Annotated in this window: 11 protein-coding genes; 9 read left to right on the top strand and 2 right to left on the bottom strand. The window is 72.3% G+C overall.

The genetic code is table 11. The features are described 5' to 3' along the window. From BIV23_RS28730 to BIV23_RS28740, 3 genes are all read left to right on the top strand, one after another. Window positions 1–1359 (top strand): carbohydrate ABC transporter permease, encoded by a 1359-nt coding sequence (locus BIV23_RS28730; protein WP_079173433.1) that lies wholly within the window; start codon window positions 1–3, stop codon window positions 1357–1359. Further along, window positions 1356–2264: a carbohydrate ABC transporter permease gene (locus BIV23_RS28735; RefSeq protein WP_071383873.1), complete on the top strand. Its 909-nt coding sequence runs from the start codon at window positions 1356–1358 to the stop codon at window positions 2262–2264. The genes BIV23_RS28730 and BIV23_RS28735 overlap by 4 nt, the downstream gene beginning before the upstream one ends. A gap of 165 nt (window positions 2265–2429) precedes the next feature. After that, window positions 2430–4658 carry a bifunctional glycosyltransferase/CDP-glycerol:glycerophosphate glycerophosphotransferase gene (locus BIV23_RS28740; RefSeq protein ID WP_071383874.1) on the top strand — a complete coding sequence of 743 codons (2229 nt, stop codon included), beginning with the start codon at window positions 2430–2432 and terminating at the stop codon, window positions 4656–4658. Here the strand turns inward: BIV23_RS28740 and BIV23_RS28745 are convergent. Beyond that, window positions 4648–5061, bottom strand: coding sequence for an organic hydroperoxide resistance protein (locus BIV23_RS28745; protein ID WP_071383914.1), 414 nt, complete (start codon window positions 5059–5061; stop codon window positions 4648–4650). The genes BIV23_RS28740 and BIV23_RS28745 overlap by 11 nt on opposite strands. A gap of 126 nt (window positions 5062–5187) precedes the next feature. Between BIV23_RS28745 and BIV23_RS28750 the strand changes: the two genes are divergently transcribed. The 4 genes from BIV23_RS28750 to BIV23_RS28765 all read left to right on the top strand — a co-directional run bounded on the left by BIV23_RS28750 (window position 5188) and on the right by BIV23_RS28765 (window position 9876). Beyond that, the gene (locus tag BIV23_RS28750) at window positions 5188–5682 is read left to right on the top strand and encodes a MarR family winged helix-turn-helix transcriptional regulator (protein WP_071383875.1); all 495 of its coding nucleotides are present in this window, start codon (window positions 5188–5190) and stop codon (window positions 5680–5682) included. A gap of 457 nt (window positions 5683–6139) precedes the next feature. After that, on the top strand, window positions 6140–7813 hold the full coding sequence (locus tag BIV23_RS28755) for a glycosyltransferase family 2 protein (RefSeq protein ID WP_079173434.1): 1674 nt from the start codon (window positions 6140–6142) through the stop codon (window positions 7811–7813). Window positions 7814–7932: 119 nt separating this feature from the next. Next, window positions 7933–8913: a UDP-glucose 4-epimerase GalE gene (gene galE, locus BIV23_RS28760; RefSeq protein ID WP_071383876.1), complete on the top strand. Its 981-nt coding sequence runs from the start codon at window positions 7933–7935 to the stop codon at window positions 8911–8913. A gap of 9 nt (window positions 8914–8922) precedes the next feature. Continuing rightward, a complete protein-coding gene (locus BIV23_RS28765; RefSeq protein ID WP_071383877.1) occupies window positions 8923–9876 on the top strand; it encodes an ADP-ribosylglycohydrolase family protein in 954 nt (317 codons plus the stop codon). Between the two features lie 25 nt (window positions 9877–9901). Here BIV23_RS28765 and BIV23_RS28770 read toward each other — a convergent pair whose 3' ends face one another. Continuing rightward, complete coding sequence (locus tag BIV23_RS28770; protein ID WP_071377735.1) at window positions 9902–10528, bottom strand: TetR/AcrR family transcriptional regulator; 627 nt, start codon at window positions 10526–10528, stop codon at window positions 9902–9904. Between the two features lie 201 nt (window positions 10529–10729). Here BIV23_RS28770 and BIV23_RS28775 point away from each other — a divergent pair, with 201 nt between their 5' ends. Then, a complete protein-coding gene (locus BIV23_RS28775; protein WP_071383878.1) occupies window positions 10730–11641 on the top strand; it encodes an ABC transporter permease in 912 nt (303 codons plus the stop codon). Between the two features lie 61 nt (window positions 11642–11702). Then, window positions 11703–12527 carry an ABC transporter ATP-binding protein gene (locus BIV23_RS28780; RefSeq protein WP_071383916.1) on the top strand — a complete coding sequence of 275 codons (825 nt, stop codon included), beginning with the start codon at window positions 11703–11705 and terminating at the stop codon, window positions 12525–12527. The last annotated feature ends 84 nt before the right edge of the window (window positions 12528–12611 follow it).

A 12611-nucleotide genomic window follows, 5' to 3' on the forward strand; every position in this document is an offset into this window, starting at 1 on the left:
ATGGCGTCGGCAGCGGCGGCCGGGGCCCCACCGGGTCCCGCCGCACCCCCCTCCGCCAAGAGCCGCAAGAGCGTGACCGGCACCCGCCGGGCCGTGGCAGCGCTGTTCCTGCTGCCCGCCCTGGTGCTGCTCGGCGCGCTCGTGGTCTACCCCATCGGGTACTCACTGGTCCGCAGCTTCGTGGCCGACTCCGGCCACGGCTTCGCCGGAACCGACAACTACAAGACGCTCTTCGTGGATGACAGCATCCGCACCGCCTTCAAGAACAACGTCATCTGGGTGGTGTTCGCGCCCACGGTCTCCACCGCGCTCGGTCTCGTCTTCGCGGTGCTGACCGAACGGGTGCGCTGGGGAACGGCGTTCAAGCTGGTCGTCTTCATGCCGATGGCGATCTCGATGCTGGCGGCCGGGATCATCTTCCGGCTGGTGTACGACCAGGATCCGCACAAGGGGGTCGCCAACGCGGTCTGGGTGGGGGTGCACGACACCTTCGCCCCGTCGTCGGCGTTCCCGAACGCCCACCCGGGCCGCGAGTCGCCCCTGGTCGCACAGCAGGGCGGCTTCATCACCCGGGCCACCGTCCGCACCGGCCAGGCCGTCACCCTCCCCCTCGTGGGAGTCGCCCCCGACCAGATGCCGGACGGCGCGAAGAGAGCCGTGGCCGCCGGGCCGGAGCCGGGGAAGATCACCGGCACCACCTGGCAGGACTTCACCCGCGGCAAGGGCGTCGGCCGGCTCGGCGTGCCCGACCCGTCGGAGCTGGGCTACGCCGGGATGCGGATCGAGGCGGTGAAGGACGGCAGGGTGGTCGCCTCCACCACGGCGGCCGGCGACGGCACCTTCACCCTGCCCGCGTCCGCCGACGGGGCACGGCTGCGGCTTCCGGCGAGCAACTTCAGGCAGCCGTACAACGGGGTCTCCTGGCTCGGCCCGACGCTGGTCACCCCGGCGATCATCGGGGCGTACGTCTGGATGTGGGCGGGCTTCGCGATGGTGCTGATCGCGGCCGGACTCGCGGGCGTGCCCCGGGAGTTGCTCGAGGCCGCGCGGGTGGACGGCGCCACCGAGTGGCAGGTGTTCCGCAAGGTCACCGTGCCGCTGCTGGCACCCGTCCTCGCGGTCGTCACCGTCACGCTGATGATCAACGTGCTGAAGGTGTTCGACCTCGTCTACATCATCGCCCCGGGCTCCTCCCAGGCCGACGCGAACGTGCTCGCCCTGGAGCTGTACCGCAGGGGCTTCGCGGAGGACCAGCCGGGCGTCGCGAGCGCCATCGCGGTGCTGCTGCTGGTGCTGGTGATCCCGGTGATGGCGTTCAACATCCGGCGGCTGCGGCGGGAGCGGGAGGTGCGGCGATGACGGCGACCGCCGACAGCGTGACGAAAGCCGGCCCCGCCCGGACGGTGCGGGCGAAGCAGTCCCTCGGCTCGCGGATCGCGGAGCGGCTGGGCGGCGGTCTGGTCCGCGTCCTCCTGATCCTCGTGGGCCTGTTCTGGCTGGTGCCGACCGTCGGTCTGCTGCTGGCCTCGCTGCGCTCCCCGCAGGACATGAGCGCGAGCGGCTGGTGGACGGTGTTCACCAAGCCGTCCCAACTCACCTTCGACAGCTACCAGAAGCTGCTGGAGAACAGCGACATCACGGGCTCCCTGTGGAACACCGTCCTGATCACGGTCCCGGCGACGCTCCTCGTCGTCGTGGTCGGCTCCCTCGCGGGCTACGCGTTCGCGTGGATGGAGTTCCCGGGCCGGGACTGGTGGTTCCTGGGCGTGGTGAGCCTGCTGGTGGTGCCGGTGCAGGTGGCACTGATCCCGATCGCCGAACTGTTCGGAAAGATCGGCCTGTTCGGGACGATCTTCGGCGTGATCCTGTTCCACACCGGCTTCGGGCTGCCGTTCGCGGTGTTCCTGCTGCGGAACTTCTTCGCGGAGATCCCGCGCGAGCTGCTGGAGGCGGCCCGCCTCGACGGCGCCGGTGAACTGCGGCTGTTCACCCGGGTGGTGATGCCGCTCGGCGGGCCCGCCATCGCGAGCCTCGGCATCTTCCAGTTCCTGTGGGTGTGGAACGACATGCTGGTCGCGCTGGTGTTCACCAAGTCGGGCACCCAGCCGATCACGGTCGCCCTGCAGACACAGGTACGGCAGTTCGGCAACAACGTCGACGTGCTGGCGCCCGGTGCGTTCATCTCCATGGTGATCCCGCTGGCCGTGTTCTTCGCGTTCCAGCGGCAGTTCGTGTCCGGGGTGATGGCGGGCGCGGTGAAGTAGCGGCCCTCCAGCAGCCTTCCGCGAAGGGGCGGGCCTCACTCACGGGGCCCGCCCCTTCGCCGCACCGCGCGGTCCCCCACATGCCGTACGCCGCCGTAACCAATTCACTCCAACGGCCGTTCCTGGTCAGACCCCCCGCGCCGATCGACCACCGATGGATGCCCCTTGCCCAGGTTCAGTGTCATTGTCCCCGCGTACCAGGTCCAGGCCTGTCTGTCCCAGTGCCTGGACTCGGTGCTCGCGCAGTCGTGTGCGGATCTGGAACTGATCGCCGTGGACGACTGCTCGCCGGATGCCTGCGGCGCGCTCATCGACGAGTACGCGGCCGGGGACGCGCGCGTGAAGGCCGTCCACCTGGCCGAGAACCAGGGGCCCGGCGGCGCCCGGAACGCGGGGATGGCGGAGGCGAGCGGCGACTACCTGGTCTTCCTGGACGGCGACGACACCCTCGCCCCGGACGCGCTGCGGGCGCTCGCCGACCGGATCGAGGAGACCGGGGAGCCGGACGTCCTCGTGTACGACTACGCGCGCACCTACTGGGACGGCCGCCAGGTGCGCAGCCGGCTCGCCGGCCGGCTCGCCGAGGAGGGCCCCGCGCCGTTCCGGCTGGCGGACCGGCCGGGAGTGCTCAGGGTGCTGACGGCGGCCTGGAACAAGGCCTGCCGGCGGGAGTTCGTCGAACGGCACGGCTTCGCCTTCCCGCCGGGCGCCTACGAGGACACCCCCTGGACCTTCCCGGTGCTCATGGCGGCGGAGTCGATCGCCACCCTGGACCGGGTCTGCGTGCACTACCGGCAGCGGCGCCGGAGCGGCGCCCTCGTCGGCGCCGACCGTCGCCACTTCGACCTGTTCGCGCAGTACGACCGGGTGTTCGCGCACCTTGAGACGCATCCCGAACTGGACCGGTGGCGACCGGAGTTGTTCCGCCGGATGATCGACCACTACGCGGCGGTGGTCACCAGGCGGGGCCGGCTGCCGCGCGGCAGCCACGCCGAGTTCCTGCGCCGGGCCCGCGCCCACTACCGCCGGTACCGGGTCCCCGGCACCCGGATGCGGCCGCGCCACGCCCTGGTCCGCTTCGGGCTGCGCCGCACCTTCCGCGCGCTCCGGCTGGCCTCGGCCGCGCGCCGGCGCACGCTGCGGACGACGGTGAGGCTGGCCCGCGCCCTGCGCGCCGGGGCGCTGCGGCTGCACTACCGCCTCCAGCTGCGGCTGCCGGTACGCGCCGACCGGGCGGTGTTCGCCGCCGAGGCGGGTCCCGGCGACCCGGGTGCGCTGGAGGAGGCGCTGCGCGCGCACGCCCCGCACATCCGGACCGCGTGGCTCGCCCGTCCCGAGCAGCAGCACGCCGTTGCGCCGGGCCCGCGCCTCGTCCGTCCCGGCACGGCCGCCTACTGGACGGCGCTGGCCCGCTCCGCGTACCTGGTCACGGACGACGTCCTGGAGCGGCGGCTGCGCAAGCGGCGCGGGCAGGTGGTGATCCGGACCGGGCAGGGCACACCGCTCGGGCACATGGGCCTGGATCTGCTGGAGCGTCCGGCGGCGGCCCGGGGCACCGACTTCGCGGCGCTCATGCGGGCCGTCGACCAGTGGGACCACGTCCTGTCCGGCAACCGGTACGCGACGCTGGTCTGGGAGCGGGTCCTGCCGGGCCGGTACCGCACGCTGGAGTACGGCGCCCCGCGCAACGACGTCTTCCAGCGGGCGACCTCGGCGGACGTGACCCGGCTGCGCGAGTCGCTGGGCGTGCCGCCCGGCGCGGTCGCGATCCTGTACGCGCCGGCCCACCGCGACCACCGGCGCACCCAGGGCCCGCTGATCGACCTGGCGGGGGTCGCCCGCCGCCTCGGCCCGCGCTTCGTCGTCCTGGCCCGCACGCCGTACGATCCGGGCGCCGGGGGCGACGCGGGCGGCCGGATCATCGACGTGCGCGACCACCCGAGCGTGCCGTCCCTCTGTCTGGCCTCGGACGCGCTGCTCACCGACTACGCCTCGCTGATGTTCGACTACGCGTGCCTGGACCGGCCGATCGTCGTGCACACCGCCGACTGGGCGGCGTACGAGGCGGCCCGTGGCACGTACTTCGACCTGCGGGCGTTCCCGCCGGGCGCGGTCGCGCGCAGCGAGGACGAGCTGGCCGACATCTTCGCGAGCGGCCACTGGCGCGGCTCGCGCTCGGCCCAGCTGCGCACGGCGTTCCGCGAGCGCTTCTGCCCGTACGACGACGGGCGCGCCGCGGAACGCGTCGTACGGCACGTGATGCTCGGCGAGCCGCCGGAGGCGTTGCCGGCGGTGGTGCCGCTCGCGGAGCGCCATCCGGTGCCGTCGGCCTGCACGCGCGCCCCGGCGGCCACCGTGCCCCGGCCTTCCGGTGGTGTGCCGGTTACTCGATGACGAGGTCGACCTCGATGTTGCCGCGGGTGGCGTTGGAGTACGGGCAGACCTGGTGGGCGGTCTCGACCAGCTTGCGGCCGGTCTCCTGGTCCACGGTGTCGGGCAGCTCGACGCGCAGCGTCACCTTCAGGCCGAAGCCCTCGCCCTGCTTGCCGATGCCCACCTCGGCGGTCACCGCCGCGTCGCTGACGTCGACCTTCGCCTGCCGGCCGACGAGGCCGAGGGCGCTGCCGAAGCACGCGGCGTAACCGGCGGCGAAGAGCTGCTCGGGGTTGGTGCCCTCGCCGTTGCCGCCCAGCTCGACCGGCGGGGCCAGCTTGAGGTCGATCTTGCCGTCGGAGGAGACGGCACGACCGTCGCGGCCGTGGGTCGCGGTGGCGACAGCGGTGTAGAGCGCGTCCATGAGAACCATCCCTTTACGGAGTCGGTGTTCCGGCGGCCACCTGTCCTGGCCGCCTCACGACCACAAGTAGAGCACACAATTAAGTTGTGCACAATCGAATCACCCGCAAAGAGCTACCCTGGACCCATGACCGCCACGACCCGCACCACCGACACCCCCGCGGCCGCCGAGCCCGACTGGCTCCGCCTGGACCGCCAGATCTGCTTCTCCCTGCACGCCGCGTCCCGCGCCTTCAACGGCGTCTACCGCGTCGTCCTCAAGGACCTCGGGCTCACCTACCCGCAGTACCTGGTGATGCTGGTGCTGTGGGAGCGGGGCGACCTGCCGGTCAAGCAGCTCGGCGAACATCTGCGGCTCGACTCCGGCACGCTGTCTCCGCTGGTCAAGCGGCTGGAGGCGGCCGGTCTGGTACGCCGGGAGCGCAGCGCCGAGGACGAGCGCTCGGTCCGGGTCCGGCTCACCGGGGAGGGCACGACGCTGCGTGAACGGGCCCGGGAGGTGCCGCGCCGCATCGTCGCCGCGACCGGCTTCGACCCGGCCGAGATCGCCGACCTGCGCGACCGCCTGGACCAGCTCACCGACACACTGGACGCGGCGGCGGTGGCGGCCGCGGCCGGCTAGGCACGGGACGTACGGCCGCACGGTCGTCCCGCCCCGCACGAGCGTCCCACGCACGGTGAACTCCCTTGCCATGACGGTGAGTTCGACCCGTTCGACGGGGTTTTCGGAGGGCGGCGTCCATTGCCGGTCCACGAACAGCGGCGAGACCTGGGCGCCGGCACCAGCGCGCCCGGCGGCACCGGCGTCAAGGGCAGGGCCACCCCCGCGAGAGTGACACTCCCCCTCCGCGCACCCCGTCCCCGCCGCACCCCGGCCCCGGCGCGGGCCGGCACCCGGCCATGACAGGGCGGCCGCCGCAGTACTCTCGTTCATCCGGTTGTGGCGGACGGCACAGGTGACGAAAAGGGGGCGCAACGAGGGAACCCGGGGCGGATTCCGACCGTCTTCGGGGTCGAGCCGTAAGCCTTTCTTAACCGGGTATTACCGAAGATTTCTACGCTCCCGGCCCGTGGACCCCATGCGACCTGACCCGCACAGCACGCCTGAGACTTCCGAGACGCACGCCGCACCGGCGCGGCCGGCGCAGGTCGGTGTGATCGTCATCGGCTACAACGACGCCGCTCATGTGGGTGATGCCGTGCGCTCGGCGCTCGCGCAGGGTCCGGCCGTCGCCGAGGTCGTCGCCGTGGACGACTGCTCCACGGACGGCAGCGCCGACCTGCTCGACCGGCTGGCCGCCGGGGAGCCCCGGCTGCGGGTGGTGCGCCGCGAGGTGAACAGCGGCGGCTGCGGCAGCCCGCGCAACGACGGCATCGACGCGGTGACCGCCCCGTACGTGATGTTCCTGGACAGCGACGACGTGCTGCCCGCCGGTGCCGTGGACGCGCTGCTGACGGCGGCCACCGGGGCGCACGCCGAGGTCGCGGGCGGGCTGTGCGTGCGCCGCGAGCTGCCCTCGGGGCACGAGACGCCCTGGCAGGAGCCCCTCTATACGGCGCACACGGTCCTCGCGCGCCCCACCGAGCGCCCCCGACTCGTCCACGACACGCTGTGCGTCAACAAGCTGTACCGCACCGACTTCCTGCGCGAGCACGGCATCCGCTTCCCCGACGGCCGCTTCCTCTACGAGGACATCGTCTTCACCTCGCGCGTGCTGGCCGCCGGCCCCCGCATGGCGCTCGTCCCGGACCGCGTGTACGTGTGGCACGTGCGCCGGTCCGCCGAGCAGCTGTCGCTCTCGCTGGACCGGGAGCGCATCGGGAACTGGCAGGCGCGCACGGAGGCGTGCGCGCTGGCGTACGAGACGCTGCTGAACGCCGGGCAGAAGGAGCTGGCGCGGGCGGCGCGGGCCAAGTTCCTCGACCACGAGGTGCGGATGTACGCGCGCGAGCTGGGCTTGCGCGACACGGACTACCAGCGCGCGTGGTGGACGCACACCAAGGAGTACCTCGCGCGCTACGACGCCGCCGACTGGGAGCTGAACCCGGGGGCACCGGGCCGCGTGCTCGCGCGTGTCGTGCTCGAGGCACCCGAGCCGCGCGACCTGCCGCGCCTGCGGGAGCTCGCCGCGCGCCCCGCGCGTCTGCTGCCGCCGTACGCCCGGGACGCCGAGGGCCTCCCCGTCTGGTCCGCGGACCTCCCCCAGGTCTCCCTGACGCCGCTCCTGACCCGCCCCACCGACATCCTGCCGATCGCGGTGGACGCGGAACTGGACGTACGCGCGCGTGGCACGCGGGTGCGCCTGCGGCTGCACGAGCTGTACGGCCGAGTGGCCGAGGCCGGACCGGGCGAGCTGGACGTGGAGTGGGTGGCACGCGAGAAGCGCGGGAACACCGAGCACACGCGGGGGCGCACGACGGTCCCGCTCACTCCCTCCGGCACCGGCACGGACGCGGACGCGGGCAGTTGGACGGCCGAGGCACCGGTCGATCTGGCCGTGCTCGGCGCGGGCACCTGGGACCTGCGGCTGACCGTGCACTTCACGGACGGCGCGCGACGCGAGATCACGGCGCACGCCATGACGGGCGCCGGCCGGCTGCGCCGCCGCGCTGTCCCGAGCCCGCGGCACGGCGTGCTGCTGGTACAGCCGTACGCGACGCACTCCGGCGCGCTGGCCGTACGGCTGGCGAGCGGCGTGGGCGGCGCGGTCCGGGTGGCCCGGCGACGCCTGAAGCGCCTGCTGCGCCGGTGAACAGTCGGTACGCACGCGCGTACCGCCACGCACCTCCCCCCACCCGCTGCTTCACTGAAAGACGCCCGCTGCTCCACCGAGCGGTTCCACGGGCCAACGGACAAGAGGACGGCCTTTCCATGACCTGGCTGATCACCGGCGGTGCCGGATACATCGGGGCACACGTCGTACGAGCGATGACCGAGGCGGGCGAGCGCGCGGTCGTGTACGACGACCTGTCCACGGGCATCGCCGAGCGCCTGCCCGCGGACGTCCCGCTGGTGCGGGGCTCCACGCTGGACGCGGAGCTTGTGGCCCGCACCCTCGCCGAGCACGAGATCAGCGGGGTCGTGCACCTCGCGGCGAAGAAGCAGGTGGGCGAGTCGGTGGACCGCCCGCTGCACTACTACCGGGAGAACGTGGAAGGCCTGCGGGTGCTCCTGGAGGCGGTCACGGCGGCGGAGGTGCCGTCCTTCCTGTTCTCCTCCTCCGCGGCGGTCTACGGCATGCCGGACGTCGACCTGGTGACGGAGGAGACCCCCTGCGTCCCCATGTCGCCGTACGGCGAGACCAAGCTGGCCGGTGAGTGGCTGGTCCGCGCGACGGGCAAGGCGACGGGCCTGTCCACCGCCTCCCTGCGCTACTTCAACGTGGCGGGCGCGGCCACCCCCGAACTCGCCGACACCGGCGTCTTCAACCTGATCCCGATGGTCTTCGAGAAGCTCACCGAGGGCGCGCCGCCACGCATCTTCGGCGACGACTACGCCACGCCGGACGGCACCTGCGTGCGCGACTACATCCACGTGGTCGACCTGGCCGAGGCGCACGTCGCCGTCGCCCGCGCCCTGAGCTCCGCCCCCGGCAGGGACCTGACCCTGAACATCGGCCGCGGCGAGGGGGTGTCGGTGCGCGAGATGATCGACCGCATCAACGCGGTCACCGGCTACGACCGCCCCCCGACGGTCACCCCGCGCCGCCCCGGCGACCCCGCGCGTGTCGTCGCCTCGGCGGAGCGCATCGCCACCGAGCTGGGCTGGCAGGCCAAGTACGACGTCCAGGACATGATCACCTCGGCCTGGGAGGGCTGGGTCCACCACCACCCCGAGGCGGCCCGCGACTAGCCTCCCGGCATGACCGCCGGTTCCCGCCTCGCACGTCTCGCCGAGCGTGCGCTCGGCGCCGTACTCGGCTCCGCCGTGGGTGACGCCCCCGGAGCGCCCTTCGAGTTCGGCCCCGAGGGCGCGTTCTCCGCCCGCTTCCCCCACCCGGGAGGGGGCGGCGAGATGTGCGGGGGCGGCGGCTGGGACCCGGGCGAGGCCACGGACGACACACAGCTGGCGGTGCTGACCGCCGAGTCCCTGCTGGACCGCGGCCGTCTGGACCTGCCGGACGTCTTCACCCGCTTCCGGCGCTGGGCGGCCGCCGACCCGAAGGACATCGGTCTCCAGACGGAGGCCGTCCTGACCGGCGGCGACCCGTGGGACACGGCCGCCGCGCGCCACTTCCAGGCCAGCCAACGGGCCGCCGGCAACGGCGCGCCGATGCGGGCGGCCCCCTCCGCGGTCCACTTCGCCCGGCACGGCAGCGAGGCGACGATGACCGCCGCCCGCCGCCTCTCCGCCCTCACGCACGGGGATCCGGCGGCCTGGGAGGGCGCGGCCGCCCTGCACGAGCTGGTGCGGGTGGCCCTGACCGGAGCGGATCCGCTCGCGGCCGTAACGGACACCCTGAGCGCCCTCCACCCCGCCCACCGTGAGCGCTACGCCGTGGTTCTCGCCCCCGACTGGCACCCGGACCGGGCCACGGAATTCAACGGCGCCGTCTGGCCGTGCCTGGGCTCGGCGGTCTGGGCCCTGCGGACCACGGGCTCGTACGAGGAAGCGGTCCGCGCGGCGATCGACCTCGGCGGCGACACGGACACGGTGGCGGCGGTCACCGGGGCGCTGGCGGGGGCGGTGTACGGCCTGGGCGCGATCCCGGCCCGCTGGACCGAGCCCCTGCACGTACCGCTGCCGGGCTTCGGCGAGCGCGTGCTGCGGGCCGGGGACCTGACGCAGCTGGCAGGCAGGCTTCTCGCTCCGTAGCCCACGCGACCCCCGCGCCGCGCGCCTACAGGGCCTTCAGCGCCCCCGCCGTGGCCCGGGCCAGGTTCTCCAGGTAGCCCTTCGGCGGCTTCGGGGACCTGATCACCACCGCGCGCCAGTACAGGGGGCCCGAGATCAGGTCCAGGGCGAGGTCGGGGTCGATGCCGGCCCGGACCTCGCCTCTCGCCTCCGCCGCCGCGAGGATCTTGCTGGCCACGCCCTCCTGGCCGTCCCGCAGGGCCTTCTGGAAGGCCTCGGCGATGTCGGGGTTGCGGGCCGCCTCGGCCTGGAGGTCGGGGATGATCTGCGAGGCCACCGGGTGGCGCAGGGCGCGGGACGTGACCTCGTACAGGAGGCGGAGGTCCCCCTCCAGGGCGCCCGTGTCCGGGGCCGGGAGGCCCAGGACCGCCATCGCCGAGACCACGTCGAGCACCAGGTGCAGCTTGGAACGCCACCGGCGGTACACGGCGGTCTTGCCGACGCCCGCCCGGCGCGCGATGCCCTCGATGGACATGCGGGCGTAGCCCACCGCCGCGAGCTCCTCGAAGACCGCGGCCCGGATGGCCTCGGTCACATCCTCCCGGAGCACGGCGGCCCCGGCGGGAGTCCTGCGGCGTGCACGCTTCGGGAGCTCGTCGGCGTTCGTCGTCATGACTCACAGCATAGTTGCGCGACGACGATACGGTTGCGTTCCGACGTGGATTGGCTCTACTCTCGCGTTGCGACGATACGGTCTCGTCCTGGCGTAAGAGAACGTGAAGAGAAGCGTAAGGAAACGTCGGACGACCGACCCCGACGCGCCCCGGCGGCCAGTCGGACGCGCACCCCCCTCCCCCGAGCGAAAGCAGCGGATGTGAGCCAGGTCCTCGACACACCGCCCCCCACCCAGGTCCCGGAAGACGATCTCGCGGCACTCGCCGCCCGGCACGGCCTGACGGTCAGCGGTGCCCGCCCGACCCTGCCCGAGTACGTCCGCCAGCTGTGGGACCGGCGCCACTTCATCACCGCCTTCGCCACCGCCAAGCTCACCGCGCAGTACAGCGAGGCGAAGCTCGGCCAGGTCTGGCAGGTCATGACGCCGCTGCTGAACGCGGCGGTCTACTACTTCATCTTCGGTGTGCTGCTCGGCACCAAGCACGGCGTCCCGGACTACATCCCGTTCCTGGTCACGGGCGTGTTCGTGTGGACGTTCACGCAGAGCTCGATCCAGGTCGGCACCCGGGCGATCTCCGGCAACCTCGGCCTGGTGCGCGCCCTGCACTTCCCGCGCGCCGCCCTGCCGATCTCCTTCTGCATCCAGCAGCTCCAGCAGCTGCTGTTCTCGATGGCCGCCCTGGTCGTCATCCTGCTCAGCCTGAGCGTGCCGATCTCCTTCTCCTGGCTGCTGGTGATCCCGACCCTGATCCTGCAGTTCGCATTCAACGCGGGCATGTCGCTGATCATGGCGCGGATGGGGGCCAAGACCCCGGACATCGCCCAGCTGATGCCGTTCATCCTGCGCACCTGGATGTACATGTCCGGCGTGATGTGGAGCATCAGCAAGCTCACCAAGAGCGACCACCTGCCGCACATCGTCACGATCCTGCTGGAGAGCAACCCGGCCGCGGTCTACATCGACCTCATGCGCTACGCGCTGATCGCCAGCTTCCACGCCAAGCAGTTGCCCCCGCACGTGTGGCCGCTCGCCGTCGGCTGGGCCCTGGTCGCCGGCGTCGGCGGCTTCATCTACTTCTGGAAGGCAGAGGAGAAGTACGGCCGTGGCTGAGCAGACTCCCCAGAACCCCGAACTCCCGGACAACGAGGCCGAGACCCCCGAGGCACGCGAGATGCGCGAGCGCTACGAGCGCCTCGCGAAGGCCAAGACGGTCCCCACGATCGTCGTCGACAACGTCGACATCGTCTACCGCGTCCACGGCACCGGCTCCGGCCGCGGCTCCGCCACCGCCGCCCTCAACCGCATCATGCGCCGCAAGCAGGCCGAGAAGGCGGCGGGCGTGCGCACGGTGCACGCCGTGAAGAAGGTCTCGTTCGTCGCCTACAAGGGCGAGGCGGTCGGCCTGATCGGCACCAACGGCTCCGGCAAGTCGACCCTGCTCAAGGCGATCGCCGGCGTGCTCCCGGTGGAGAACGGCCACATCTACACCAACGGCCAGCCCTCGCTGCTCGGCGTCAACGCCGCCCTGATGAACGACCTCACCGGCGAGCGCAACGTCTGGCTCGGCGGCCTCGCCATGGGCATGTCCCGCGAAGAGGTCAGGGATCGATATCAAGACATCGTCGACTTCTCCGGGATCAACGAGAAGGGTGACTTCATCACCCTTCCGATGCGCACCTACTCCTCCGGCATGGCCGCGCGTCTGCGCTTCTCCATCGCCGCCGCCAAGGACCACGACGTCCTGCTGATCGACGAGGCCCTCGCCACCGGTGACCGCAGGTTCCAGATGCGCTCCGAGGACCGGATCCGCGAGCTGCGCGAGAAGGCGGGCACGGTGTTCCTGGTCAGCCACAACAACAAGTCGATCCGCGACACCTGCGAGCGGACCATCTGGCTGGAACGCGGCGAGCTGCGCATGGACGGTCCGACCGAGGACGTCATGAAGGAGTACGAGGCCTTCAGCGGCGAGAAGGGCGCCAAGAAGAAGGCGGCCTGACCCCGAGTAAGCGGCTCGCAAGGGCTTGAGTAAGCACATCACAAGAACGACAGTAAGAAGGCGGCTGGAAAGTTACGTCGAAAG

Source organism: Streptomyces monashensis, assembly GCF_001866665.1.
Taxonomy (GTDB): domain Bacteria; phylum Actinomycetota; class Actinomycetes; order Streptomycetales; family Streptomycetaceae; genus Streptomyces; species Streptomyces monashensis.

Bases quoted from the DNA above. Each gene is read 5' to 3' on its own strand.
- BIV23_RS28730 (WP_079173433.1), top strand. From the start codon at position 1: ATGGCGTCGGCAGCGGCGGCCGGGGCCCCACCGGGTCCCGCCGCACCC.
- BIV23_RS28735 (WP_071383873.1), top strand. From the start codon at position 1,356: ATGACGGCGACCGCCGACAGCGTGACGAAAGCCGGCCCCGCCCGGACG.
- BIV23_RS28745 (WP_071383914.1), bottom strand. From the start codon at position 5,061: ATGGACGCGCTCTACACCGCTGTCGCCACCGCGACCCACGGCCGCGAC.
- BIV23_RS28750 (WP_071383875.1), top strand. From the start codon at position 5,188: ATGACCGCCACGACCCGCACCACCGACACCCCCGCGGCCGCCGAGCCC.
- BIV23_RS28755 (WP_079173434.1), top strand. From the start codon at position 6,140: ATGCGACCTGACCCGCACAGCACGCCTGAGACTTCCGAGACGCACGCC.
- galE (WP_071383876.1), top strand. From the start codon at position 7,933: ATGACCTGGCTGATCACCGGCGGTGCCGGATACATCGGGGCACACGTC.
- BIV23_RS28765 (WP_071383877.1), top strand. From the start codon at position 8,923: ATGACCGCCGGTTCCCGCCTCGCACGTCTCGCCGAGCGTGCGCTCGGC.
- BIV23_RS28770 (WP_071377735.1), bottom strand. From the start codon at position 10,528: ATGACGACGAACGCCGACGAGCTCCCGAAGCGTGCACGCCGCAGGACT.
- BIV23_RS28780 (WP_071383916.1), top strand. From the start codon at position 11,703: ATGCGCGAGCGCTACGAGCGCCTCGCGAAGGCCAAGACGGTCCCCACG.